The sequence below is a fragment of the Arthrobacter sp. 05T423 genome (genome assembly GCF_056396245.1).
On the sequence record NZ_JBFTLC010000002.1, the window covers coordinates 55508 to 81635 of the forward strand.

The window sequence follows — 26128 nt, forward strand, 5'->3', positions numbered from 1 at the left end:
TTCCCAAGTTATTAACAGTTGTGGAAAGCGCTGTGGAAAACCCGCCCGGCTAGCCCTTGTCGGGGCGGACGGGATGCTGGCTGGTGATGGAAACACGGTTGAACGCATTCATTGCGATGGCCAGCCAGCTCACCGCCGAGTATTGCTCGTCCGTGAGGTGCTCGCGCGCATAGGCGTCTTCCAGCTCCCGCGTGCGGGCGGCCGGAAGATCCGTGATGTTCTCCGCCAGGGCCAGCGCAGCACGCTCGTGGTCCTCAAACACGGCCGTGTCCCGCCAGGCAGGCAATACTGCGAGGCGCTGGGTGGACTCGCCGCCTTTGATGGCATCCGTGACGTGCATGTCCAGGCAATAGGCACACCCGTTGATCTGCGATATGCGGACGTTCAGCAGTTCAATGAGCTTCAGGTCCAGGCCGGCCTCAAGCATGGCTTCCTTGGCCTTCAGTCCCAGCCCGTTCAGAGCGCGCCAAGCGGCAGGGTGGTGCTTGTCCAGGAAGATGTGGCCGGTGCTGTTGGTACTCACTCGAAGCTCCTCGAGGTCGGACGGGCTGTCAGTCAGAGACTACACGCGGACAATGGCCAGCCACGGAGGGCTTATCCACTTAGCAACAGGCGACTACCCACCACTTATCCACAGGTGGGGAAAACTTGTGGGTAGCCGCCCCAGCGATCGGCGGAATCTAGGCGTCACCGGGACCTCGGGCTGAGGAAGGACAGAGCCGTGGGTTATTAACAGTGTGCATAACCCTGTTGAAAGGAGTGCCGCCCGGCACCTTCATGGGCCTCCTGCGCCCTGTTTTCTCCCACACCGTCCCCAGGGGTCCAAAATCAGGCGAGGTTTTCCACATAACCACAGTGGCGTCCAGCAAAGTTGTCCACAGGTGTGGATTGAAAGGTGCGTACCCCGCGAAACTGGGGGTATGCCACGCCATTCCGGGGTCCTGCGCCAGAACTTACACGCATGTAAGTTATTAACAGTGTGGATAACCGCTGTGGAAAACTTTTCCCCCGCGTGGGCCGTGTGCAGGCGGCTCGGAAGCGGTGTGCAAACGGAACGGAACCGCAGCACTACCTGCGGGCACAAAAATGCCCCCGCTTGGCGAAGCAGGGGCATTGTTAAAAGGGGCTACCCGTCAGGACGCCACCAGCACCCGGTACCAGGAGGCAGCGACCAGCAGGGCCATGACGAGCGCGAGCCCTCCGGCCTGCAGGATGTGGCGCCGCGCCCCACGGGGAGCGTAGGCGATGACGGCCGCGCACAAGGCCCCGGTGATGAAACCGCCAAGGTGGGCCTGCCAGGCGATCTGCGGCACCATGAAGCCGATGACGCCGTTGATCGCGATGAGTACCCAGAGCTGCCGGGTCTCGCCGCCGCGATGCCGCTGCACCACGAGCATGGCGCCGAAGAGCCCGAAAATCGCGCCTGAGGCGCCCACGAGTCCCACGGGACCGCCCTCGGGCAGGATCGGTGTCATGAGCAGATATCCCACCGAGCCGCCGATAGCGGACAGCAGGTAGACGGCAAGGAAGCGTATCCGGCCCAGCAGCGGCTCCAGCGCCTGGCCGAAGATCCACAGCGTGTACATGTTCAGCACGATGTGGAGCAGGAAGCCCTGGGAATGAAGGAATGCCGACGTCAGCATGCGCCACGGCTGGAACACCCCGTACTCCGGCGTGGCGTAAACCGACGCGTACGCGAGGGTCCGGAACACAGCATTTCCGGGAATCAGCAACTGCAGGACGAACACCAGGACACACACGGCGATGATCGCGAACGTCACCACAGGCTTGCCCGAGGCAACGGCACCGCCGTAGACGGTCCTGGCTGCCGGCGTCGTTCGCTTTGCTTCGTTGACGCAGTCTACGCATTGGAACCCGACGGCGGCCGCGCGCTGGCACTCGGGGCATGCCGGCCGCCCGCAACGCTGGCAGCTGACATACGAGGGCCGGTCCGGGTGCCGGGGGCACACCGGTACCTGCGCTGACGGCTGCGCCGCCGGAGTTCCGTAGCTCATGTGGTTAGAGCTGCTCGATGTCGATGCTATTGATGGTCACGTCTTCAACCGGGCGGTCTCCCATGCCGGTGCGGACAGCTTCGATGGCGTCCACAACCTTCTTGGACTCCTCGTCTGCAACTTCACCGAAGATACTGTGCTTGCCCTGCAGCCAGTCGGTGGGGATGGTGGTGATGAAGAACTGTGAACCGTTGGTTCCCTTGCCCATCTGGATGCCGGCGTTGGCCATGGCCAGCTTGTACGGCGCGTTGAAGCTCAGTTCGGGGTGGATCTCGTCGTCGAAGCGGTAGCCCGGTCCGCCGGTGCCGCGGCCCAGGGGGTCGCCGGCCTGGATCATGAAGTCTTTGATGATGCGGTGGAAGATGGTGCCGTCGTAGAGCGGCGTACCGGTCTTGTCCTCGCCGGTCTCCGGGTGGGTCCAGGCCTGCTCACCGGTGGCCAGACCGACGAAGTTCTTAACAGTCTTGGGCGCGTGGTTGCCGAAGAGGTTCACAACGATGTCGCCGAGGCTAGTGTGGATGGTTGCTTTTGCAGTTGCTGTGGCAGTCATACGGTCATTCTTTCACGGCGGGTCAACGCGACCCGGGGCGTAAAAGACAGTTCCGCGCTCGGTGAAATCCACCGTGAATCCGCCGGAACGATAGCAGCCCGGCCATTCGTACCCGTAGGCTAACAACAGAACCGTCACATTAATCGGGAGGTAGTTGTGAAGAAATCGGATCGTATTGCCCGCGAACTGGAGTTGTCGGTCAGTTCTGCAGTGGAGAACGCAAAAGACCGCATGGAGGCAGCAGTGGACTGGGCAGTTCCCCGCCTGCAGCAAGGCCTCGACACCGCTTCCCCCAAGATCCAGGAGGGGCTCAAGGTGGCGGCCCACAATCTTGCTGACGGAGTCGCCACGGTTACGCCCCGGATCCAGGACGGCCTTGCCACCCTTGCCCCGAAGATCCACGACGTCGTGGAAGGTGCCACGCCGCGCATGCACGATGCCCTGGACCGGGCCACGCCGGTGATTGCCCAGGCCCGCGACCGCGTGGTGGTGGAGTACCTGCCCCGGCTCTCCGACCAGATCGGAACCGCTTCGGAGGTGGTGCACCGCACGCTCGAGGGCACCCCGGCCCGCGTTGACGCGGTAGCCCAGAAGCTCGGTGACGTCGGCATCATCCACACCATCCAGGAGCAGGCACAGGTGGCTGGTGGCCACCTGAAGTCAGCCGCCAACGAGGCCAGCCGTGCAGTGGCGGGCAAGGCGCTGGTGGTGGAGCCGCAGAAGCCGAAGAGGCGCGGTCTCCTGATTATTGGTGTGATCACTGCGGCCGTGGCCGCGGGCGTCGCGGCGTGGAAGGCTTCAAAGCCGGTCGAGGACCCGTGGAAGACCCCGGCCCCGGTAACGCCGGCACCGTCCACGCCGGCTGCAAGCACCCCGGCAGCGCCCGCCGGTGCTGAATCGGCCGCAATGCCGGCTCCGGTTCCGGCCGCCCCGGCCAGCAGCTCTGCCCCCGCTACCGCTGATACACCGCTGGATGCTGCCTTTGCTCTGGCTGCCGAGGACGAAGCCGACGCTTCCGCTGAAGATTCCGCCGACAAGGCAAAGCACGTTGCCGAGGACTCGGATTCCGACGCCGGTGAAGGTGCCACCGATGCCAAGGCCGGGGTGAAGAACATCGCGTCCGACATCGAGAACGGTGCGGACAAGAAGGCTTAGGCACATGCCCGCAAGGGCTTTGGCAGGAGGGGTTCCGCAACAGCGGGGCCCCTCTTTCCGTCTGAGGGAGGGTTGCATCAGGGGCAGCACACCTCGCCGCCTGGCAGGCGCTGTTCCGCCTTGATGGAAAGCATCGGTGCTAAGTTTGTGGAGATGTCACCCGATAGATCCGACGAGGATGCCTTGACTGACACTGAGCTGCGCGTATCAATTGTTATTCCGGCCTACAACGAGGAAAGCGTCATCCGCCAGTGCCTCATCGCGGCTGTGTACCAGTCAGTTCCGGCACACGAGATCATCGTGGTGGACAACATGTCCAAGGACCGTACGGCGTCGATCGTCACGCAGATGCAGCAGGAGTATCCGGAGAGCCCCATCATTCTGCTCCGCCAGGACCGCGAGCAGGGACTTATCCCCACGCGCAACTTCGGCCTGGACAATGCCACCGGTGACATCCTGGGCCGGATCGATGCAGATTCCGTGGTGGAGCCCGACTGGGTTGAGCAGGTGCAGAAGGCCTTCGAGGAGCCGTCCACGTCCGCCGCCACCGGCCCCGTGGTCTACTACGACATGCCAATGCGCCGCTTCGGCCTCAAGGCGGATGACAAGATGCGCCAGCTGATGCTGAAGCTGGCCAAGCACCAGTACCACTTCCTGTTCGGTTCCAACATGGCTCTGCGCCGGTCCGCCTGGGAGACCATCCGCAGCGAGACCTGCCTGGATGAACGGGATGAGATGCACGAGGACATCGATCTGTCCCTGCATCTGGCAGAGCACGACCTCAAGGTCCAGTACTGGCCGCAGATGGTTTCCGGGATGTCAGCCCGCCGGCTGGAGGACTCGCCCCGCGATTACCGGTACTACGTGACCCGCTTCGACCGGACCTACAAGGCCCACAACGTGAAGAAGATGGCCCTCAAGGCACCGATGGTGGTGTTCTTCTCCGTGTATTTCCCTGCCAAGCTGCTGCGCGCCATCCACACCGTCAATACCAGCCAGCCGGTGCGCCGCGGCGGACAGTAGCTCCTACCGGAAGGGCCCGGACGCGGGGAGCCTGAAGGGCAGTGCCGGCGTCAGTCGGCTCCCAGCTCCGCCAGCGGGCGTTCGTCCCGCGGCTTGCCCCGTCCGGCTTTGCCGTTCCGTTGGCCGGCGACGACGACGACGAGGCCCACGAGAATGAGCATCAGCCCGGCATAGGTGCCGGCAGGCAGGGTCTCGTGCAGGAACACGGCCGCCAGCAGGGCTGCACCGGGTATTTCGAGCAGGATGATCATGGACACCAGCAGCGGGCTCATGGTGGCCAGCAGGTAGTTGAAGGCCGTGTGCCCCACGAGCTGGGCGCACAGCGTGATCGCCAGAATGCCCACCCAACCGCCGGCGTCGAACCCGGTAAGGGGCTGGTTCGTGAAGAGCGCCAGCACCGCCACCAGCACTGCGCACATGCCATAGCAAAGGGTGGTGTAGGTTCCGGTGGTCATCCTCTGGCGGGCCCGGCCTCCGGCCAGGGTGTAGATTCCCGCGAGGAGTCCGCCGGCCATGGCCAGGATGTCGCCCAGCAGAGCGTCGGGGGAGGTACCCATGTCGAAACCGGTGATGGCCACTACGCCGCCGAAGGAGATACCCAGACCCACCAGGACCTGCCAGCGGTGCCGGACGCCGCGGAAAAGCTGGATGATGGCAATCCAGGCCGACTGCAGGCAGACGAGCGCGGTAGCGGCGGCTACGGACGTCAGCTGCAGGGACGTGATGAAGCAGGCGAAGTGCAGGGCCAGGGCCACCGCCGCAACCAGCGACCAGCGGAACTCGTAACGCCCGATGAGACCGAACTGGCGTGGTTCCCTGACCAGTGCGGGTGCGGCCATGACCGCTGCTGCGATGGCGTTGCGCCAGAAGGCGATGGCCAGGGCCGTAACAGTGGTGGCGCCCAGCGTGGCGGCGATGAGGGGACCTGACGAAGCCACGCCCATGACACCCAAGGCGGCAAAGAAGAAGTTCACGCTTCCACAGTAGTGCGCCCGCTTGTTGAGCCTGTCGAAACCAAGGACGGCCGTCTAACACGGAAAGTAAAAGGTCCCGGTCGTTTCCGACCGGGACCTTCTCTTATGGTGGAGGCACGGGGACTCGAACCCCGAACCCCCTGCTTGCAAAGCAGGTGCGCTACCAATTGCGCCATGCCCCCATAAGAAGCAACCCGTCAATCATACCCTAGTTCCGGAGTCCGGCTGACCAGCCTCCGCACCGGGATCCGGGCTATTCAACCTTGTCGGTTGATTCGCTCCAGACTGTTTTCCGGGCTTCGGATTCCTGCACTTTTTTCTTGTACAAGAGGACGCCTGCGACTGCAGCTGCAATAACCAGCAACTTCTTCACACGCATCCCCGTTCCGGCATGATTCCTGGGAATCCCGCCTAAACTCGACTTGAACCTGTGCAGGTTCCGTGGGCGTACCAGGACTTGAACCTGGGACCTCTTCGTTATCAGCGAAGCGCTCTAACCGCCTGAGCTATACGCCCCGATGCCTCATCGGGCCGAGACATGACTCTACAGCACATCCCGGCCCGATCTCAAATCGAGGCATTCCACCGGAGTTTTTCCGCGGAAATACAGGGTTTTAGTCGTCGGTGAGGGTCACGCCGATGCCGCCGACAAGCGTTGCCGAGATGTTGTACAGCACGGCCGACAGCATGGACAGCGCGGTCAGCAGAACCACATTCACGACGGCGATGATGGTCGCGAAGGATGCCACCTGGCCGAGCGACGCGACCTTCTTCAGCTCGAAGCCGCCGCCCTCGGAACCTGCCAGGGTTCCCAGCAGGCTGTCCACCTGGTCGAAGATTCCGGTCAGGTCCAGCACTGTCCACAGCACAATCGCGGCCACCACCGTAACTATGCCGAGTGCGACGGACAGCAAGAACGCCATTTTCAGGACGGACCAAGGGTCGACCTTGCTGACCAGCAGCCGCGCGCGGCGCACCTTGGCCTTCGGCGCCGGCTTGACCAGCCCCGCAGCACCCGGCGCGCCCTGGGGGCGCTGTCCGGGGGCCGGGCGCTGTGCCGGCGCAGCCGGCCGCTGGCCCTGTCCTGCGGGGGCCGGGCGCTGTCCCGGAGCGCCCGACGGCGTGGCCGGGCTCTGCTGGGGACGCACCGGGGCATTCACCCTGGGAGCGGATGCCGGCTGACGCATCCCGCCGGGACCATTACTGCTCGGCTTGGGAAATGAGTCGGAATTGCTCACTCGTTACCTCCGGTGTTGTCTTCGTTCGCCTCAGCATCGCCGGACGTTCCTTCTGCTTCATCGGCCAGTGCTGAAGCCGCTTCTGCGGATTCCTCGCCTGGTCCGGCATCTTCAGCCAACGTTACGTCATCAGCGGCGATAGCCAAGATTTCTGACGCACTCGGTTCATCGGTGTGGTCGGCTTCGGACTCCCGCTCGGCGCTGGCTTCAACTTCCTCTTCGAGGCCGCGCTCGGTGTTGCGGGCCACCTCGATGATGCGGTCATTCTTGTCCGGCTTTGCGAAGATGACGCCCATCGTGTCGCGGCCCTTGGCCGGGACGCCGGTCACGGAGGAACGGACAACCTTGCCGCCGCCCATGACCACCAGCACTTCGTCTTCCTCCTGGACAACCAGGGCGCCCACCAGATCGCCGCGCTCTTCAGCAAGCTTGGCCACCTTGATGCCCAGGCCGCCACGGCCCTGCAGCCGGTATTCCTCGACCGCGGTGCGCTTTGCGTAGCCGCCTTCGGTCACCACGAACACGTAGGAGCCCTCGGCCACTACGTTCATGGCGAGCAGCTCGTCATCCTCCCGGAACTTCATGCCTGTCACACCCGACGTGGCACGGCCCATGGGGCGGAGCGCGTCATCCGTGGCCGTGAAGCGGATTGACTGGCCCTTGCGCGAAACCAGCATGAGGTCGTCCGTCTCGGAAACCAGCTGGGCGGAGACCAGTTCGTCCTCCTCCCGGAGGTTGATGGCAATAACACCGGCGGACCGGTTCGTATCGTAGTCCTCAAGCCGCGTCTTCTTGACCAGGCCGCGCTTGGTGGCGAGCACCAGGTACGGTGCGTGCTGGTAGTCCTTCAGGTCCAGCACCTGGGCGATGTGTTCGTCCGGCTGGAAGGCCAGCAGGTTGGCCACATGCTGGCCCTTGGTGTCGCGGCCGCCCTCGGCAAGTTCGTATGCCTTGGCCCGGTAAACGCGCCCGAAGTTGGTGAAGAAGAGCAGCCAGTGGTGGGTGGTGGTGACAAAGAAGTGCTCCACCACGTCGTCGCCCCGCAGCTGGGCACCCTTGATGCCCTTGCCGCCGCGCTGCTGCGAACGGTAGTTGTCGCTCCGCGTGCGCTTGACGTAACCGCCGCGGGTGATGGTGACCACCACTTCCTCTTCGGGAATGAGGTCTTCCATGGACATGTCGCCGTCGTAGCCCATGAGGATCTGGGTGCGGCGGTCGTCACCGTGCTTGGCCACGATCTCGGCGAGTTCCTCGCTGATGATCGAGCGCTGGCGTTCCTCCGAGGCGAGGATTGCGTTGAATTCGGCAATCATTGCTTCAAGTTCGGTGTGGCGGTCCTGGATCTTCTGGCGTTCCAAGGCAGCGAGCCGGCGGAGCTGCATGTCGAGGATGGCGCGGGCCTGGACCTCATCAATGTCCAGCAACTCCATAAGTCCGTCGCGCGCGGCTTCCGTGGTGCTGGACGCACGGATAAGGGCGATGACCTCATCCAGCATGTCCAGGGCCTTGAGGAGGGCACGCAGGATGTGCGCTTCCTCCTCGGCCTTGCGCAGTCGGTAGCGGGTACGCCGGGCGATGACATCCATCTGGTGCGTGACCCAGTGGCGAATGAAGGCATCGAGGCTGAGGGTGCGCGGCACCCCGTCCACGATGGCCAGCATGTTCGCGCCGAAATTCTCCTGCAGCTGGGTGTGCTTGTAGAGGTTGTTCAGCACCACCTTGGCCACGGCGTCGCGCTTCAGCACGATGACCAGCCGCTGGCCGGTGCGGCCTGAGGTCTCATCACGGAGGTCGGCGATGCCCTGGACTTTGCCGTCCTTGACCAGTTCCGCGATCTTGATGGCCAGGTTGTCCGGGTTGGCCTGGTAGGGCAGCTCGGTGACGACGAGGCAGGTCCGGCCCTGCAGCTCCTCGACGTTGACCACAGCCCGCATGGTGATGGAGCCGCGGCCGGTGCGGTAGGCGTCCTCGATGCCCTTGTGGCCCAGGATGGTGGCGCCGGTGGGGAAATCGGGTCCCTTGATGCGCTTGAGCAGTTCTTCCAGGAGCTGCTCGCGGCTGGCGGTCGGATTGGCCAGGTACCACTGGACACCGTCCGCCACCTCCCGGAGGTTATGCGGCGGGATGTTGGTGGCCATGCCGACGGCGATGCCGGAGGACCCGTTGACCAGCAGGTTGGGGAACCGGGCCGGGAGGATGGTGGGTTCCTGGTTCTTGCCGTCGTAGTTGTCCTGGAAATCGACGGTCTCCTCGTCGATGTCACGGACCATTTCCATGGCCAGCGGTGCCATCTTCGTTTCCGTGTAACGGGGTGCCGCGGCGCCGTCGTTACCGGGTGAACCGAAGTTTCCCTGGCCCAGCGCCAGCGGGTAACGCATGGTCCAGTCCTGGATCAGGCGCACCAGCGCATCGTAGATCGCCGTGTCACCGTGCGGGTGGTACTGGCCCATGACCTCGCCCACCACGCGGGCACACTTGTTGAAGGCACGGTCCGGGCGGTATCCACCGTCGAACATCGCGTACAGCACGCGGCGGTGGACCGGCTTCAGGCCGTCCCGGACGTCGGGCAGCGCACGGCCGACGATGACGGCCATGGCGTAGTCGAGGTAGGAGCGCTGCATCTCCGTCTGGAGGTCCACCTGCTCCACGCGGTCGACCAGAACATCGCCCTCAAGCACCGGCTCGGTGGCGTCCGGAGACTCGGCCGGGACCTCAGGTGTTTCGTCACTCATAGTCTGTATTTTCCGTTTCAGGTATATGTCGGTTCTGGAATATCAGCCGGGGGAACGGCTAGATATCGAGGAACCTGACGTCCTTGGCGTTCTGCTGGATGAAGTTGCGGCGGGACTCGACGTCCTCGCCCATCAGCACGGCGAAAATCTGGTCGGCGGCGGCGGCGTCATCCATGGTCACCTGCAGGAGCGTGCGCCGGTCCGGGTCCATGGTGGTGTCCCAGAGTTCGGTGTAGTCCATTTCGCCCAGACCCTTGTAGCGCTGGATGCCGTTTTCTTTCGGAATGCGGCGGCCGGCGGCCTGTCCGGAGACCAGGACGGCGTCGCGCTCACGGTCGCTGTAGACGTAGTCGTGCGGAGCATTGGACCACTTGATCCGGTATAGCGGCGGCTGCGCGAGATAGACGTAGCCGTTCTCGATCAGCGGGCGCATGTAACGGAACAGCAGGGTCATCAGCAGCGTGGTGATGTGCTGGCCGTCCACGTCGGCATCAGCCATCAGCACGATCTTGTGATACCGCAGCTTGCTGAGGTCGAAGTCCTCGCCAATGCCGGTGCCGAAGGCGGTGATCATGGACTGGACCTCGTTGTTGCCCAGCGCCTTGTCCAGGCGTGCCCGCTCCACGTTCAGGATCTTGCCCCGGAGCGGAAGGATGGCCTGCGTTTCCGGGTTGCGCCCGCGCTTGGCCGAACCGCCTGCCGAGTCACCCTCCACCAGGTAGACCTCGCACTTGGAGGGGTCCTTCGAGGAGCAGTCGGAGAGCTTGCCCGGCATGCCGAAAGACTCCAGCGGGCTCTTTCGGCGCGCATTGTCGCGGGCCTTGCGCGCGGCCATGCGGGCCTGCGCGGCGGAAATGGCCTTGCGGATCACGTCGCGAGCGGGGCCGGGGTTGCGCTCCAGCCAGTCACCGAGCTGGTCGGTCACGACGCGCTGGACGAAGCCTTTGACCTCGGAGTTGCCGAGTTTCGTCTTGGTCTGGCCCTCGAACTGGGGCTCGGACAGTTTCACGGAGATGACGGCCGTCAGGCCTTCGCGAATGTCGTCGCCGGTGAGGTTCTCTTCTTTTTCCTTGATGATGCTCTTGTCCCGCGCGTAGCGGTTGATGAGCGATGTCATCGCGGCACGGAACCCCTCTTCGTGGGTACCGCCCTCGTGGGTGTTGATGGTGTTGGCGTAAGTGTGGACGCTTTCGGAGTAAGCCGTGGTCCACTGCATGGCCATCTCGACGGCGATGTGCCGCTCGGTGTCCTCGGTCTCGAAGGCGATGACGTCCTCGTGGACAACATCCACCTTCTTGCTCGAGTTCAGGTGCTTGACGTAGTCGAGGAGACCGTCATCGTACTGATAGACCACCGTCCGGTGCTCGGCGAGAACCTCGCCCTCGGTCAGCACGCCGTCGAGGTCCAAATCGCCGGCTTCATCAGTGCCGGATGCTGCTTGGCGCTCGTCCGTCAGCGTGATGCGCAGACCCTTATTAAGGAAGGCCATCTGCTGGAACCGGGCCCGGAGTGTTTCGAAGTCGAATTCCACGGATTCGAAGATGCTGGGATCCGGGTAGAAGGTCTGGGTGGTTCCGGTTTCGGTTGTCTCCTCGCCCTCGATCAGGGCGCCCTGGGGCTTGCCGCCGTCGGCAAAGGACATGCGCCAGACGTGGCCCTGCCGGCGGACCTCGGTGTTGACGCGGGAAGAGAGTGCGTTGACCACGGAGATACCTACGCCGTGGAGGCCACCGGACACCGCGTAGCCGCCACCCCCGAACTTTCCGCCAGCGTGCAGGATGGTCATAACGACTTCAACGGTGGGCTTGCCCTCGGTGGGGTGGATATCCACCGGGATACCGCGGCCGTCATCGGTTACCTTGACGCCGCCGTCCGCCTGCAGAACAATTTCGATGTGCGTGCAGTAACCTGCCAGGGCCTCATCAACTGAGTTGTCCACCACTTCGTACACCAGGTGGTGCAGGCCGCGCAGGCCGGTGGAGCCGATGTACATGCCGGGCCGTTTCCGTACGGCCTCGAGGCCTTCAAGAACGGTAATGTCGCTGGCGCCGTACTCCCGCGGTGTGGCAGCCTCAGCCGGGGTCCCGGTGCTCGGGGCATCCTCCGTTGCGGGCTCCACTGCCTCGATATCTGTATTGTCGTTAGCCACAGGCGCTTTCGACTCCTCTATGTTCGATGATGGCCGGCCTCCGCCGTCCGCCGAAGCAAAAGGCGTCCGCCAAAAGGCGCGTCACTGCAGCGCCAGCTACTCGTTTGACCTGCGGACCGCTCACGCGCATGAAAAAGCGCGGGAAAACGGACTCAGTCAACGTTTCACCGGCGCCCAGTTATCTAGGGGAATTCTATCGTGAAACGCGGTTGATTCCCGCATTGGCGGGCCGCGGACGCGGCTCAATGTGCCCCTCGCTGGCCATTGGCCCCGCCTGCAAGGCTCCAGCAGTCCCCGTTTTGGGGTCCTATACGGCGGACGGCGGTTTGAGCGCCCTGCACGCCGTTTCCGCTTTGTTCACGGAAGGCACAATCGCCGGGAGCCGTATCCGACAGATTTGGGCAGGGCGAGGGTAGGTGCAGCTGCTATCCGTAAGTGTCCCGGGGTCCGCGGCCGTTGACGGTGCGTCCGCCCTTGCGCCAGTTCGGTGCCGCCGGGCCCAGCACATGGATGCTGGTGACCACGCCGTCACCGAGCTCGGTGCGGAACTTTTCGAGCAGGCTCATGCTCAGCAGCCTGAGCTGCGTTGCCCAGGCCGTGGAGTCGCACCTGACATGGAGCGTGGTGTCGGTGAAGCTTTCCGGGGTGCAGTGCGCAGCGATTTCCGGTCCCACAAGCGCCGGCCACTCCGCCATGACCGAGCCCACGGCCACCGGAGAGGTCCATCCGCGTTCGGCGACCAGCCGCCCCACGACTTTTCCCAGCCCCAGCGGATCGCGTCCGGTGGAGTGGAACTGGCTGAAGCCCCGTGTTCCCCCCGGTGCAGTCCGCGGTTTTTGTCCGGCGCCTGCCCGCGGAACCTTCCGGCGGACCTCCCCGCGGGCGGCCGCCGCCTCACGCATTCTGTTGAGTGCCGCCTGGGGTGCATCAATTTCATCGGGATCGCGGCCTGGCTGCAGGCCACCGTCCTTATCCCTGTTCATCGATTCCTCCCGGAATTACCTTCACCCGCCGGCCCGCCAGCTCGTCCGGAATATCGGCGTCGACGGCGGCGGTTACCAGCACCTGCTCGGCACCGGCAACTATTGCGGCCAGTTTACGCCGGCGATGGACATCAAGTTCGGCGAAAACGTCGTCCAGGATGAGGATCGGCGCTGAACCTCCGGTGCGGGCGTCATCAAGCATGACGTAGTAGGACGCCAGCCGGAGGGACAGGCACATGGACCAGGTTTCGCCGTGCGACGCGTAACCCTTGGCCGGGACCTGCCCGAGCACGAGTTCCAGCTCGTCCCGGTGCGGGCCCACCAGCGAGATGCCCCGTTCCAGTTCTTTGCGGCGGGACGCCGCGAAGGCCTGCACATAGCGTTCGGCGAGCTCCTCTACGGACAGCAGCCGAAGATCTTCGGGCGACTTTCCCGGCTCTGACGGTGCGGCCGCAGCGCCGGCCGGCTCGCCGTCGTCGTCCATCATGTTCTGCAACGTTGAGCGGTAGACCGCATCCGCGGCCTTTGAGCCATCGGTGAGCTGGGCGTAGGCATTGTTGAGGTGCGGACGCAGGCGCTCAACGAGTTCCAGCCGTGCGTGGAGCAGCTCCGCCCCGGCGCGAGCCATGTGCTGGTCCCAGACATCAAGGGTGGCTTCGTGGCCCGCTGTGAATTTGCCGGCGCGCGCCGACTTGAGCAGCGCATTGCGCTGTTTGAGCACGCGGTCATAGTCGCTGCGGGTGGCGGCGTGCCGCGGAACAAGGCTCACCAGGAGCTCGTCCAGGAACCGGCGCCGGTTCGACGGATCGCCCTTGACCAGTGCCAGGTCTTCCGGAGCGAACAGGACTGTGTGGCAGATGCCCAGAAGATCGCGCGCACGGACCGGGTTGCTGCGGTTGATGCGTCCGCGGTTGGCCCGGCCGCCGTTGATTTCGAGCTCCAGGACCGTGGACTGTTCGCCGCGGACCAGCTTCGCCCGGATTAGGGCACGCTCGGTTCCGAAGCGCAGCAGCGGCCCGTCCGCACTGACCCGGTGCGAACTGAGGGTGGCAAGGTAACCGATGGCTTCCATCAGGTTGGTCTTTCCGATGCCGTTTGAGCCGACCAGGACCGTGACGCCCGGCTCAAACCGGAGATCCACCTGGGCGTAACTCCGGAAATCGGTCAGGGACAGGTGCTCTAGGTACACGCGGACTTCAAATTCTCGGGAACCGTCTCTCCGGAATCCGACCGGACCCCAGACAAAGACTTACTTGGCCGGACGGGTGGCATGTCCGCCGAACTGGTGGCGCAGCGCGGACACCATCTTCATGGCCGGCGAGTTGTCCTCGCGGGAGGCGAAGCGGGCAAATAGCGCCGCGGTGATGGCGGGCGCCGGCACCGCATTTGCGATGGCCTCTTCCACGGTCCAGCGGCCTTCGCCGGAGTCCTCAACGTAGTCGTCGATCGAGGCGAGTCCGGGATCCTCGTCCAGGGCCTTCACCATAAGGTCCAGCAGCCAGGACCGGACCACCGTTCCCTTTTGCCAGGCGCGGAACGTTCCAGGCAGGTCCGTGACGATTTCCTTGGCGGCGAGGAGTTCGTAGCCTTCCGCATAAGCCTGCATCAGGCCGTACTCGATGCCGTTGTGCACCATCTTGGCGTAATGGCCCGCGCCGACGCCGCCCACGTGGACGAAGCTGTCCCCGCGCTCACCTTCCGGACGGAGCGCATCGAAGACCGGCAGGGCGAGTTCGATGTCCGACGCCTCACCGCCGGCCATGAGGCCGTAACCGTTCTGCAGTCCCCAGACGCCGCCGGAGACGCCGCAGTCGGCAAAGCGGATTCCCTTTTCGGTCAGGGCTGCAGCATGCTTCTGGTCCTCGGTGAAGCGGGAGTTGCCGCCGTCGATGACCATGTCGCCGGGCTGGAGCTTTGCACCGAGTTCCGTGATGACGGCGTCGGTGACTTCGCCGGCCGGAACCATGACCCAGATGAGGCGTGGCGAAGGAAGCGCGGCGATGAGTTCGTCCGTGGAGGCGACGTCTGTGACGTCGGGATTGCGGTCAAAGCCGGTGACTTCAATCCCGCCCTTGCGCAGCCGTTCGCGCATGTTGAAACCCATTTTTCCAAGGCCGATCAGTCCGATATGCACCGTGGGAACTCTTTTCTGCGCGAAGGGTTGGGCAAGTTGTTTAGTTGGGCAGGCGCACCGGCATCACGAGGTAGCGGTAGTCGTCCTGGTCCTCACCGTCGATGTCGTTCTGCGCGGTGATCATGGCGGGCTTCGGGGCCGTGGTGAAGGAGAAGCGCACAAATTTGGTTTCGATCACGCTGAGGCCCTCAACCAGGTAATGCGGGTTGAACGCCACCGTGATGTCATCGCCGGACAGCTGCGCTTCAAGCTCTTCGGATGCCTGGGCATCCTCGCCGGTGCCGGCGTCGAGGTGCAGCTGGCCCTGTGTAAACGCGAGCCGGACCGGAGTGTTGCGTTCGGCGACGAGGGAGACGCGGCGGACGGCTTCCACCAATTCCTGGGTCTGAACGGTGGCGTGAATTGGCGTGGAATCCGGGAACAGCGAACGGATCTTGGGGTAGTCGCCGTCGACCAGCAGTGAAGTGGTGGTGCGGCCGCCGCTTTCAAAGCCGATGAGTCGGCTGTCGTCCTCGGCGATGGCCAGGTTGATGTCGCCGCTGCCGCCCAAAGTCTTGGCAACCTCGTTCAGGGTTTTGGCTTTGACCAGGGCGCTGGTGGAAATGCCGGGTGTGACGGGCTTCCAGGGAACCTCGCGCATGGCGAGCCGGTAGCGGTCCGTAGCCAGGAGGGTGATGAGGTCGTCCTCGATCTCCATCCGGACTCCGGTGAGGATGGGAAGGGTGTCGTCCTTGCTGGCCGCGATGATCACCTGGGAGACAGCCTGGGCGAAGGCGTCGCCGGCAACAGTACCGGTGATGGTGGGCAGCGCAGGGAGCGGCGGGTACTCGGCTTCGGGCATGGTGGCCAGGTGGAAGCTGCTTCGGCGGCAGGTAAGCGTGACTTTGTTGCCGTCGGTTTCGATATCCACCGGTGCCGACGGAAGGCTGCGGCAGATGTCTGCGAGGAGGCGGCCGGAAACCAGGATGGTGCCTTCGTCCCTGATATCGGCGGGAATCTCAAGCCTCGCGGAGGTCTCGTAATCGAAGCTGGACAGGCTGACGGTTCCGGATTCGGCCTTGAGGAGGAGGCCGGAAAGTACCGGTACTGGGGGCCGCGGAGACAAGGACCGGGCTGTCCATGTGACGGCTTCTGCCAGGACGTCCCGTTCGACTCTGAACTTCACGGAGGGGTGCCGCCTTTCATTGCTGCTGCCATTTTCTGAACGGGAACCCGCAAGGAGCCCACAAGACCGTTGCCCCCAAAGTCCCGGAACCTGCATGGTCCGCGCATGGCCGACCGCAAACAAACCCAGGGATGGGAGCGCTGCAGACAGCTTAGCTGGAATGACAAGGATTTCCCCATCCCCACCGGCGGGGCCGGCTCTGCCGGTGCCCAGATGATCGGTGCTTGGACGTTGGGGTGGAGGTCCGGGAACGAGATTGTTATTTGAGGGATTTCAATTTTTTGGGATTAGTAGTGTTAATAACTGCTGTGGAAACTGTGGATAACCCGGTTTCACGGCTGGGATCCGCGGTTAAGCCCTGTTCATGGACTGTGGGTTCGGCACGTTTTAAACAGGGTGTGGATGGGGATAAGATTTTGGCCTGTCGTGGTGATCCACAGACGCCTTAAGGGTTTTAAGCCCATTAACCGCGGTTGTCCCCTTAACTGTCCACAGGGTTATCCACACGCCCCTGTTAATAAGGTTGGGAACCTTGGATCAGGAGTCGCGCTGCTGCTGCTTGATCCGGTTGGTGAGCTCGGTGACCTGGTTGTAAATCACACGGCGCTCGGCCATGAGTTCACGGATCTTGCGGTCTGCGTGGATCACGGTGGTGTGGTCCCGGCCGCCGAGCTCCTGGCCGATCTTGGGCAGTGACATGTCGGTCAGCTCCCGGCACAGGTACATGGCGATCTGGCGTGCGGTCACCAGGGTTCGGGTCCGTGACTTGCTGCAGAGCTCCTCCATGCTGAGCTTGAAGTAGTCAGCGGTCTGCTGCAGGATCTGGCCGGATGTGATTTCCTGTGCGCCGTCGTCGGTGATGAGGTCCTTGAGAACCATCTCCGCCAGTGCGACGTCCACCGGCTGGCGATTGAGGCTGGCGAATGCCGTGACACGGATGAGGGCGCCTTCGAGTTCGCGGATGTTGCTGGCGATCTTCGAAGCGATGTACTCCAGTGCATCGTCCGGGGCGGAGAGGCCTTCACTGAGGGCCTTCTTCCGGAGGATGGCGATGCGGGTTTCGAGTTCGGGCGGCTGGATGTCCGTCAGCAGGCCCCACTCGAAGCGGGATTTCATCCGGTCCTCGAAACCTGCCAGCAGCTTGGGAGGCTGGTCCGAGGTGATGACCACCTGCTTGTTGTTGTTGTGCAGCGAGTTGAACGTATGGAAGAACTCCTCCAGCGTCCGGTCTTTGCCGGCCAGGAACTGGATGTCGTCGATCAGCAGGACGTCGACGTTGCGGTACGTCGTCTTGAAGCTGGCGCCTTCGTCGTCGCGGATCGAGTTGATGAAGTCGTTGGTGAATTCCTCGGAGTTGACGTACCGGACGCGGATGCCGCTGTACAGGCGCCGCGCGTAGTGGCCGATGGCGTGCAGCAGGTGCGTCTTGCCCAGGCCCGAGTCGCCGTAGATGAACAGCGGGTTGTAGGCCTTCGCCGGAGCTTCCGCCACAGCGACGGCCGCGGCGTGGGCAAAGCGGTTGGAGGATCCGATCACGAACGTGTCGAAAACGTATTTGGGATTGAGCCGGCCGAACTCATGCGAAGTGCTCGGCAGCATGGGCTGCGGCTTCTGTTCGACGGACAGATCGTTTGCAAGGGAAAGCTCGACGGCGGGTTCCGGCTCTTCGTGGATGGGCACCAGATCGGTGTCCACGTCAATGGCGCAGCGAATGTCGTCCGAGAAAACGTTGCGGAGCGCGTCATCGAGCGCGTCCTTGACCTGTGTCTGCAGCACTTCCCTGGTCAGTTCGTTCGGGACAGCGACGAGAAGAGTGGAACCGATGAGGCCCTGGGCCTGCGCGAGGATGACAAAGCCGCGTTGCCGCGGCGAGACGCGGTCGTCCTGTTCGAGAAGATTCACCACGCGCCGCCAGGAACTTCCGACAGTGTTGGCGTGGTTTGCTTCGTCTACTGTCATCAAATTTGGTTCCTCAAAGCTTGCTGCCTGCATTACATGCAGCCGCAAGCCCGAAACCAGGGTGCTGGCCCGGCTTAATCCACAGGGTTATGCACAGTCCGTGGATAATCGGCTACTGAGACACTCTAGGGGATGAAAAGCCTAGAAGATAGCTGGGAAGTGCCTTGTGGATAATTACACGGTTGTGGTTCGAAAACGATGATTGTGAGCCGCTTCATCCACAGGTGCGGTGCCCGGTTAGCCACAGCTGGGGAAACACGCCAGACAGCCTGCTGGTTTGACTCGCCGCCGCGTTTTGCCCTAACGTTGTGGAGTCCTTTGTGCCTGCTTTCTGAACCCATTTTGGACTTCCGGACGCCCCGCGTTCCGGGAACTCAGGGGAAGCAGACACATACAAAACTTAGCGTCGGCCAGTTCTTCCCCTTACTGATCGGGTGGGCGCACCTTTGATCCACTGGAGTAACTAACGTGAGCAAGCGGACTTTTCAGCCGAATAACCGCCGTCGGGCCAAGAAGCACGGCTTCCGCCTTCGTATGCGCACCCGTGCCGGCCGTGCCATTCTGGCCGCCCGCCGTGGCAAGGGCCGCACCGAACTGTCGGCCTAAATACTGACTTGTCGGTCTTCTTCCTTCTGCGAGATTAGCGGTGCTTGCCACCCGGAACCGCGTGAGGACTTCAACCGATTTTTCAATAACTGTACGTTCCGGCGTCCGCAACGGACGCCGGAACGTAGTGTTATATACGGCAACTATTGGAGCCGATGAGCCCAGCCGCATCGGGTTCATCGTTTCCAAAGCTGTCGGGAACGCTGTTGCCAGGAACCTCGTTAAGAGGAGACTGAGAGAAGCTGGCGCTGTCTCGTTGCGCGAGTACGGCACCGGATTCGCTATTGTGGTGCGTGCTTTGCCCGCCTCCGCAACAGCCAGCTGGGATGAACTCCTGGCGGATTACAACGCCGCCCTGGACAACACCATGAGACGGCTGGCTGGCCGCCTTCCGGCGGCGACCGGAAACCGGCCGGCTGGAACGCAACCGGACGCAACAACACAGGAAGGGACACAGCGTGCTTGACCCGACTGCCGCCGTCGTCCGTTTCCCCAAGCGTTCCTCCAAGTCCGCAGCAGCGGCTGCGGGCAGCTTCATCTGGAACCTGCCCCGCAATATCCTCATTCTTCTGCTTCTGGCCTACCGCAAGGTGGTTTCGCCCTTGTACGGCCAGGTCTGCCGATTCTTTCCCTCCTGCTCGGCCTATGCGCTTGAAGCGATCACCGTCCACGGCGCTGTCAAAGGCAGTTGGCTCGCGGCCAGGCGTCTGGCGCGCTGCCACCCGTGGAACGCCGGTGGCGTGGACCATGTCCCCGCCGGCCACCGGGAATGGCCTGAAAACCAGACCCCCACAATTGTTGTGCTGAACAATCCGGACAAGTACCTGGCTGCTCAGACTGATGGAGAAGGCCGCACTGCGGCCTGACGAATAGGGATAACGTATGGACATCTTTGGAACAGTACTGGCCCCCTTCAAGTGGCTAGTGTCGGCGATCATGATCGGCTTCCATGACGGATTGAGCTTCATTGGCCTGCCGGCGGCGAACGGCTGGACCTGGACGCTGTCCATCATCGGGCTGGTGCTTGTCATCCGCGCCGCCCTGATCCCTGTGTTCGTCAAGCAGATCAAGGCCCAGCGGGGCATGCAGCTGCTGCAGCCGGACCTGAAGAAGATGCAGAACAAGTACAAGGGCAAGACGGACCAGCTTTCCCGCCAGGCCATGGCGCAGGAGCAGATGGCCCTGTACAAGAAGCACGGCACCAACCCGTTCTCTGCATGCCTCCCGATGCTGATCCAGATGCCATTCTTCTTTGCGCTGTTCCAGGTTCTCTCCGGCATTAGCTCGGCCAAGGCGGGCGGCCAGGGCATCGGTGCCATGAGCGTTGAGCAGGTCAAGCAGTTCGACGAGTCGAGCATCTTCGGCGCTCCGCTCTCCGCTACCCTCCTTCACGGCACCCCCGCCGGCGGCAACGTGGTGGCGGTGTGGATCCTCTCGATCGTGATGATCCTCGCCATGACGGCCTCGCAGTTCATCACGCAGAAGCAGATCATGGCCAAGAACATGTCCGAAGAGGCCATGGCCAGCCCGTTCATGCGGCAGCAGAAAATGATGCTGTACATCCTGCCCGTCGTCTTCGGTGTGGGCGGCATCAACTTCCCCATCGGTGTCCTGATCTACTGGACCACCACCAACCTGTGGACCATGGGCCAGCAGTTCTTTGTCATCCGCCGCATGCCGACGCCGGGGTCCCCCGCCGCAAAGGCCCTCGCCGAGCGGCGTGCCGCCAGGGGCCTTCCGGCCCTTCCCCTCCTGGGCGGCAAGAAGGCCGACCCCGAAGCGGAAGCAGCGACGGCCGCTGCGCTTGCGGAGGCCCGTACGCAGCGCACTCAGCCACAACGTAAGAACAGGAAGAAGAAGTAATGTCTGTTGAGAGCTCTGAACACGCACTTTCCGCTGAAGCCGGCGAAGACCAGGACTCTGTTGCCGGTAGCGTAAGCGCAGTCAAGGGCACGTCGGCAAGCCGCTTGGAAGAAGAGGGCGACGTAGCCGCCGACTACCTCGAGGAACTTCTCGACATTGCCGACATCGACGGCGACATTGACATCGAGGTCCGCAACGGACGCACCTACATCTCGATCGTGACCGAGGAAGAATCCGCCGGGCTGGAGAGCCTCGTGGGGCGCGACGGCGAAGTCCTGGAAGCCCTTCAGGAACTGACCAGGCTCTCCGTTCTCTCCGCGACGGAAAACCGCTCACGCCTGGTGCTCGACATCAACGGCTACCGGAAGGAACGCGCGGGCCACCTGCAGAAGATCGCAGAGGACGCCGTCGCCACGGTCAAGGAAACCGGCGACTCCGTAGCGCTGGAGCCCATGAGCGCCTACGAACGGAAGATCGTCCACGACGCCGTCGCCGACCTTGGATTCGTCAGCGAGTCCGAGGGCGAGGGTGCAGGCCGGCACATCGTCGTTTCCGCCGACTGAACCGTTGGCTGGCTTACTGATGGTTGAAATTACGGCAGCCGAGCGCGAGGCGGCTGAGAAGATCTTCGGCGACCGGCTGGGCCTGGCTGAGCGCTATGTAGAACACCTGGCGACGTCAGGGACCGAGCGCGGACTCATCGGCCCGCGGGAAGTCCCCAGGCTCTGGGGACGCCACGTCCTGAACTGCGCGGTAATCGAAAGTGAGATTGCCCAAGGCAGCCATGTGGCCGACGTCGGGAGCGGTGCGGGCCTGCCGGGCCTATGCCTGGCGATCGCCCGTCCTGACCTCGAACTGACCCTCATCGAACCGCTGGAACGCCGGGTCATCTGGTTGCAGGAAGTGGTTGACGATCTCGGATTGAGCAATGTCACCGTGATGCGCACGCGTGCCGAACTGGCCGTCGGGATGGTGACGGCCGACGTCGTTACCGCCCGGGCCGTATCCGCCCTGAGCAACCTCGCAGGCCTGACTATTCCGCTGCTGGGCGGCGAGGGCGAAGTCGTCGCGATCAAGGGTCGCAGCGCCGCCGAGGAGATCGAAAAGGCGGCCAAAACGATCCGCAAGCTCGGCGGCGTGGAGACATCAGTGGTCACTGTGGGCCAGAACTTGCTCGAAGAACCCACCACTGTGGTGCGGATCGTAGTTAAGAAGACCCAAAAGCGCGCCTAGCCCCGCAAGGTGCCGCGGGTCCTTTGGGTGTAGCGGTTAGGCTAGAGAACGGCAGTGAAAGCCGAACGAGAGTGAGTGTGTCCCAGTGACCAGTAGCGAAACCTCCACGCAGCGGATCCCCCCGTTTGTGTCCCTGGGGTCGGCGCGTGCGTTTGGCGTATCACCGGTCGCTACAACTGCAAATCAGTTCAATCCGGTTGCAGGCACCACCGCCGCCAAGGTTTCACGTGAAACGGCAGGCAGGGGCAATGTGCTGGATACCCTGGATGACTCAAGCCCCATCGCCCGGGAGCTCGCCCACGAGAACAAGCGGCGGGAACGCCTCCTCGGCCGCAACCTGCCGAAGCCGGAGAAGACACGAATCTTCACGGTTTCAAACCAAAAGGGTGGAGTGGGAAAGACCACCACCACGGTCAACATCGCAGCGGCTCTGGCGGCGGCCGGGCTGAACGTCCTGGTCATCGACATTGACCCGCAAGGCAATGCATCCACAGCGCTGGGCATCGAACACCACGCGGACGTCGACAGCATCTACGACGTCCTGATCAACGATCTGCCGCTCGAGGATGTAGTGGCACAGTGCCCGGACATCAGCAACCTCATCTGCGCTCCGGCCACCATTCACTTGGCCGGGGCCGAGATCGAACTCGTCTCGCTGGTGGCACGGGAACAACGCCTCCGCCGCGCCATCGACGTCTATGCCAAGTCCCGGCAGAAGAAGGGCGAGCAGCGGCTCGACTACATTTTCATTGACTGCCCGCCCAGCCTGGGCCTGCTGACGGTCAATGCCTTCTGCGCAGCCGGCGAGGTGCTTATCCCTATTCAGTGCGAGTACTACGCACTCGAGGGTCTGAGTCAGCTGCTGAAGAACATCGAGATGATCCAGAAGCACCTGAATGCAGACCTGGAGGTTTCCACTATTCTTTTGACCATGTACGACGGACGTACAAACCTGGCCGCCCAGGTGGCAGCTGAAGTCCGGCAGCACTTCCCGGACCAGGTGCTCGGCGCCGTCGTGCCGCGCTCCGTGCGGATATCCGAAGCGCCGAGCTACCAACAGACCGTCATGACCTACGATCCATCCTCCAGCGGCGCGTTGTCCTACCTGGAAGCCGCAGCGGAAATCGCTGAGCGTTAGAATTTTCCAAACACAGCAACAGCCGGAGCCCGGCATAGCCGGGCTCTTCCGATGGAGGGAATCATCCATGAGCGATAAGCGACGCGGGCTCGGTCGCGGTCTTGGCGCACTCATTCCAAGTTCCGCTTCCGCAGGCGCTTCGGGTAACGGAGCAGCTCCGTCGCGCCCTGTGGATCTCTTCTTCCCTGAGGCACGCAAGACGGCTGAACCCGTTCCCGCCGCCGAATCCGACTCGAAGGAACCTTCCGACTCTCTGGACACTTCGGACGCCGTGAAGCCCTCCCCTGCAAAGTCCACGTCGAAGTCCGCCGGTTCCCGGGGCGGCGCTTCGGGTGCAGCGAAGACCGCCAGCTCGGCCGAGGCCGCCGATGATGCCGTGCAGGTTGAATCCCCCCGCGGGGATGCGTCCGTAGCGGATGTGAACGACGTCGAACTGGTCGAGGTGCCCGGCGTCCGCTTTGCCGAGATCTCCGTCACCGATATCCATCCCAACCGGAAACAGCCGCGTACCGTCTTCGATGAGGACGACATGGCTGAGCTGGTGCACTCGGTTCGCGAAATAGGCGTCCTCCAGCCAATTGTGGTGCGTACTTCAACCGAACAGGGTGGAGAACCGTACGAGCTGGTGATGGGCGAACGTCGGTGGCGTGCAGTGCAGGCCGCTGGCCTCCCCACTATCCCCGCTATTGTCCGTGACACCACGGATGATGACCTGCTTCGTGATGCACTCCTGGAGAACCTTCACCGCAGCCAGCTCAATCCGCTCGAAGAGGCTGCCGCCTACCAGCAGCTGCTGGAGGATTTTGGCACGACGCATGAGCAGCTGGCTGACCGCATCGGACGCTCGCGCCCGCAGGTCTCCAACACCCTGCGGCTCCTGAAGCTTCCGCCCTTGGTGCAACGTCGTGTTGCGGCCAATGTGCTCTCTGCAGGCCATGCCCGTGCCCTGCTCTCGCTGCCCGACGCTGCGTCCATGGAACGCCTCGCCCAAAAGATTGTGGCCGAAGGCATGTCGGTGCGTGCCACGGAGGAGGCGGTCACCCTGCACCGCGAACCAGCGACCCCGGGCAAGAACAACATTCCCCGTCCTGGGGCACGACACGAGCGGCTGGACTACCTGGCCTCGTCCCTCTCGGACAGGCTCGACACCAACGTGAAGATCTCCCTTGGCGCGCGTAAGGGACGCGTGAGTATCGAGTTCGCGAGCGTCGAGGACTTGAACCGCATCATGGATGTCCTGGCGCCGGGCTCCGATAACTAAAGCAACTGCGTAAGATCAGGGCCCGTTGGCATTGACGGGCCCTTTTCCGTTGCTGTCGGACGTCCCTGCCAACATGCTCCTTGGTGCTCCCTGGTTTGTTTAGTGGTTGGTCTATTGATCGTGCAGCCCGAATAGCTTGCGCATGCGGTTTACGTTTGCGCTGCCGGTCTATATGGGTACCTGAGCGGAAATTGGACTGCGCACTTTTCTGCTTTGGTCCACATGCGGCGGGCTTGGCTTCCATTAGGGTGTCGTATCTATGAGGGCCGAGCGTTTTGGCCGATGCGCTCCCTCTGCGGTTGGTTCCACGTGGCTAGGTCTGCTGCCTTTTGGACGGAAGACTGCCATCGGGCTGCTCGATGGTGCTGTTAACTCCCTCTGGCGCCGTTCGGCGCCACTCGGTGGATCGAATTGAGGCCAGGGGGCTTGCAGGGTCATGGAAGCCAATGCGCGCGTTCGGGCCCGCATATGGGCCGGACGACACGGCACGCGGATCCTTTTCGACCCTAGATGTGGAGATCTTCCGGAAAGGGCCTCTGGGGCCTAGGTGGATGCGGGCAATACCTGGATGGCGAGCTCCCGTTACTGCTTTCTTGTCCTGTATTGTGTTTTCTAGTGAAGGCGAAAGCTGCACGTATGTCGACTGCCGCTCTTCGGCCCGCTGGGGATTGGCCGGCTGGAGGCATCCTGCGTCGTCTATTGTTCCCCTATTACCCTGTTACCCGTCGCTGTTTCACGTGAAACGGCGACGTTATCCAATTCCTAGTTGTACTCCTGCCCTCACGTGCGTCTGCTTGTGCCGCGTCGCATTGGCTGTTGGTTGCCTCAAGCCAGGGCTGTTGTGCTGCGCCGGAAAGGAAATACGGTGAAGCGCATCTTGGTCGATCCATCGTTACTGTACGTCCACCCCGGCACTGTGAACTCCTTCCGGTGGTTCAGGGTGTGCACATGCTAGCGAGGGTGTCAGCTCCCCGCCGAAGTGGGTTCGCTTATGGATGCACGAAAAGGCAGGCCTTTTCCGTGATCCTCTGCGCTGGTAGGCCCGGCAGCCTGAAACCTCATCGTCTTGGGGGCTTGTGGCTCCCCCCGAGGTCACCGTTGTCCAAGACTCAAATTCAGTGAGCGGGAGCGCAGCCTTGGAACGGCCGCACGTTGTAGGTGAAACACAACGGTTTGCAGCATTGGAATCCAGGCAGTTGCCCCATCTGTTGGTAACCCACTTGCACATGGCGTATGTTTCACGTGAAACAAGAATCCACCACAGGGGCAATCGACCGGTCGGTGCACGATGAGACCTCGCTTTTGGGAGTGAGAACCTGCTTTGCCCAAGCCTGAGGTCCGCATGCACAGTATCGGAGCCGTCGGGACGGGGCGGTGTGGCTAGGCAGCCGCAAGCGCGCTGCCGGATCTTGGGCGGAGCCTGGAGCCTCATCCTCAGGGTGGCTGCTTCCGTGGGGCCGTCCACTCCTCCACCATCTCGCGGTGCGGCTAGGGCGGGCGCCTCGGCCAGCAGGAAGTGTCGAGACTGCGAGACGGTATTTCAGGCGATCGTGCTCCGAGCTCCGACGCGCGCAGATGGACAGCCTAAGTGAGAAGCCCCGTTGAACCGCTGCCAATGCCCGGCCAGTGCTTGCTACGGCTAGGCTGGGGCAAAGCGGGGCCTGGTCGCGATGGCTCGCAAGAGCCTCCGAATGGGTCAGCTCGCCCCTAGGTGGCTTCGCGGCTGATCGTCGCATGGGGCGCAACAGCCGGCCACTCAGGCGGTCCTCCAAGAGCGCCGTTGGCTACTGTGCGATGGACTTAAATCCTTCGGTCTCCTAATCTTCGGCGAAGGCATTGGCCTCGCCCGCCGTCGTCCGTTTCGCGAAGCCGCAGGGAAGGCCACGTTTCACGTGAAACGCCCAACAGCCGGAAGATACCCGGCAGTCGCCGAACGTGAACGGACCGGCC

22 protein-coding genes, 2 tRNA genes and 1 pseudogene are annotated in these 26128 nt (G+C 63.1%); 10 read left to right on the top strand and 15 right to left on the bottom strand.

The genetic code is table 11. The annotated features are described in order from the left end of the window. Positions 1 to 49: 49 nt before the first annotated feature. From AC1DFE_RS02935 to AC1DFE_RS02945, 3 genes are all read right to left on the bottom strand, one after another. Positions 50 to 523, bottom strand: coding sequence for a carboxymuconolactone decarboxylase family protein (locus tag AC1DFE_RS02935; protein WP_476904419.1), 474 nt, complete (start codon positions 521 to 523; stop codon positions 50 to 52). A gap of 610 nt (positions 524 to 1133) precedes the next feature. Further along, positions 1134 to 2015: a rhomboid family intramembrane serine protease gene (locus AC1DFE_RS02940; RefSeq protein WP_476904420.1), complete on the bottom strand. Its 882-nt coding sequence runs from the start codon at positions 2013 to 2015 to the stop codon at positions 1134 to 1136. 4 nt (positions 2016 to 2019) lie between these two features. Next, positions 2020 to 2565 (bottom strand): peptidylprolyl isomerase, encoded by a 546-nt coding sequence (locus tag AC1DFE_RS02945; protein WP_476904421.1) that lies wholly within the window; start codon positions 2563 to 2565, stop codon positions 2020 to 2022. 156 nt (positions 2566 to 2721) lie between these two features. On the opposite strand from AC1DFE_RS02945, the gene AC1DFE_RS02950 reads away from it, so the two are divergent. Together AC1DFE_RS02950 and AC1DFE_RS02955 are read left to right on the top strand one after the other, a co-directional pair. After that, complete coding sequence (locus AC1DFE_RS02950) at positions 2722 to 3720, top strand: hypothetical protein (protein ID WP_476904422.1); 999 nt, start codon at positions 2722 to 2724, stop codon at positions 3718 to 3720. Between the two features lie 153 nt (positions 3721 to 3873). Next, positions 3874 to 4743, top strand: coding sequence for a glycosyltransferase family 2 protein (locus AC1DFE_RS02955; protein ID WP_476904423.1), 870 nt, complete (start codon positions 3874 to 3876; stop codon positions 4741 to 4743). A gap of 50 nt (positions 4744 to 4793) precedes the next feature. Here the strand turns inward: AC1DFE_RS02955 and AC1DFE_RS02960 are convergent, their stop codons facing one another. The 12 genes and pseudogenes from AC1DFE_RS02960 to dnaA form a co-directional block, all read right to left on the bottom strand. After that, entirely contained in the window at positions 4794 to 5717 is a 924-nt protein-coding gene (locus AC1DFE_RS02960) for a DMT family transporter (protein WP_476904424.1), read from the bottom strand. 106 nt (positions 5718 to 5823) lie between these two features. Next, positions 5824 to 5899: transfer RNA gene (locus tag AC1DFE_RS02965), tRNA-Ala, on the bottom strand. A 71-nt stretch (positions 5900 to 5970) separates the two neighbouring features. Further along, positions 5971 to 6096, bottom strand: coding sequence for a DLW-39 family protein (locus AC1DFE_RS02970; protein ID WP_377994843.1), 126 nt, complete (start codon positions 6094 to 6096; stop codon positions 5971 to 5973). A gap of 63 nt (positions 6097 to 6159) precedes the next feature. Further along, a tRNA-Ile gene (locus tag AC1DFE_RS02975) sits at positions 6160 to 6233 on the bottom strand. Positions 6234 to 6331: 98 nt separating this feature from the next. Continuing rightward, on the bottom strand, positions 6332 to 6955 hold the full coding sequence (locus AC1DFE_RS02980; RefSeq protein WP_476904425.1) for a DUF3566 domain-containing protein: 624 nt from the start codon (positions 6953 to 6955) through the stop codon (positions 6332 to 6334). After that, positions 6952 to 9687 (bottom strand): DNA gyrase subunit A, encoded by a 2736-nt coding sequence (gene gyrA / locus AC1DFE_RS02985; RefSeq protein WP_476904426.1) that lies wholly within the window; start codon positions 9685 to 9687, stop codon positions 6952 to 6954. Before gyrA ends, AC1DFE_RS02980 begins: the two co-directional genes overlap by 4 nt. Positions 9688 to 9745: 58 nt before the next feature. After that, positions 9746 to 11836, bottom strand: coding sequence for a DNA topoisomerase (ATP-hydrolyzing) subunit B (gene gyrB / locus AC1DFE_RS02990; protein WP_476904427.1), 2091 nt, complete (start codon positions 11834 to 11836; stop codon positions 9746 to 9748). 425 nt (positions 11837 to 12261) lie between these two features. Further along, positions 12262 to 12819, bottom strand: a complete 558-nt coding sequence (locus AC1DFE_RS02995; RefSeq protein ID WP_476904428.1) for a DciA family protein — start codon at positions 12817 to 12819, stop codon at positions 12262 to 12264. Next, positions 12806 to 14008, bottom strand: coding sequence for a DNA replication/repair protein RecF (gene recF / locus AC1DFE_RS03000; RefSeq protein WP_476904429.1), 1203 nt, complete (start codon positions 14006 to 14008; stop codon positions 12806 to 12808). The genes AC1DFE_RS02995 and recF overlap by 14 nt, the downstream gene beginning before the upstream one ends. 60 nt (positions 14009 to 14068) lie before the next feature. Next, positions 14069 to 14980 (bottom strand): annotated as a pseudogene (gene gnd, locus AC1DFE_RS03005) (phosphogluconate dehydrogenase (NAD(+)-dependent, decarboxylating)); the annotation flags it as partial. A gap of 13 nt (positions 14981 to 14993) precedes the next feature. Beyond that, positions 14994 to 16118 (bottom strand): DNA polymerase III subunit beta, encoded by a 1125-nt coding sequence (dnaN, locus tag AC1DFE_RS03010; protein WP_476904430.1) that lies wholly within the window; start codon positions 16116 to 16118, stop codon positions 14994 to 14996. A 537-nt stretch (positions 16119 to 16655) separates the two neighbouring features. Next, on the bottom strand, positions 16656 to 18077 hold the full coding sequence (dnaA, locus tag AC1DFE_RS03015) for a chromosomal replication initiator protein DnaA (RefSeq protein WP_476904431.1): 1422 nt from the start codon (positions 18075 to 18077) through the stop codon (positions 16656 to 16658). Positions 18078 to 18545: 468 nt separating this feature from the next. Here dnaA and rpmH point away from each other — a divergent pair, with 468 nt between their 5' ends. The 8 genes from rpmH to AC1DFE_RS03055 all read left to right on the top strand — a co-directional run bounded on the left by rpmH (position 18546) and on the right by AC1DFE_RS03055 (position 24178). Beyond that, on the top strand, positions 18546 to 18683 hold the full coding sequence (rpmH, locus tag AC1DFE_RS03020) for a 50S ribosomal protein L34 (RefSeq protein WP_003800212.1): 138 nt from the start codon (positions 18546 to 18548) through the stop codon (positions 18681 to 18683). A gap of 40 nt (positions 18684 to 18723) precedes the next feature. Further along, on the top strand, positions 18724 to 19149 hold the full coding sequence (gene rnpA / locus AC1DFE_RS03025; protein WP_476904432.1) for a ribonuclease P protein component: 426 nt from the start codon (positions 18724 to 18726) through the stop codon (positions 19147 to 19149). Next, positions 19142 to 19549 carry a membrane protein insertion efficiency factor YidD gene (gene yidD / locus AC1DFE_RS03030; RefSeq protein ID WP_476904433.1) on the top strand — a complete coding sequence of 136 codons (408 nt, stop codon included), beginning with the start codon at positions 19142 to 19144 and terminating at the stop codon, positions 19547 to 19549. The genes rnpA and yidD overlap by 8 nt, the downstream gene beginning before the upstream one ends. Before the next feature lie 16 nt (positions 19550 to 19565). Further along, positions 19566 to 20546 carry a membrane protein insertase YidC gene (gene yidC / locus AC1DFE_RS03035; protein WP_476904434.1) on the top strand — a complete coding sequence of 327 codons (981 nt, stop codon included), beginning with the start codon at positions 19566 to 19568 and terminating at the stop codon, positions 20544 to 20546. Then, positions 20546 to 21109 (top strand): Jag family protein, encoded by a 564-nt coding sequence (locus tag AC1DFE_RS03040; RefSeq protein WP_476904435.1) that lies wholly within the window; start codon positions 20546 to 20548, stop codon positions 21107 to 21109. The genes yidC and AC1DFE_RS03040 overlap by 1 nt, the downstream gene beginning before the upstream one ends. A 19-nt stretch (positions 21110 to 21128) precedes the next feature. Further along, the gene (gene rsmG / locus AC1DFE_RS03045; RefSeq protein ID WP_476904436.1) at positions 21129 to 21779 is read left to right on the top strand and encodes a 16S rRNA (guanine(527)-N(7))-methyltransferase RsmG; all 651 of its coding nucleotides are present in this window, start codon (positions 21129 to 21131) and stop codon (positions 21777 to 21779) included. Positions 21780 to 21864: 85 nt separating this feature from the next. Next, complete coding sequence (locus tag AC1DFE_RS03050) at positions 21865 to 22917, top strand: ParA family protein (RefSeq protein WP_476904437.1); 1053 nt, start codon at positions 21865 to 21867, stop codon at positions 22915 to 22917. A gap of 67 nt (positions 22918 to 22984) precedes the next feature. After that, entirely contained in the window at positions 22985 to 24178 is a 1194-nt protein-coding gene (locus AC1DFE_RS03055; protein ID WP_476904438.1) for a ParB/RepB/Spo0J family partition protein, read from the top strand. Positions 24179 to 26128 lie beyond the last annotated feature (1950 nt).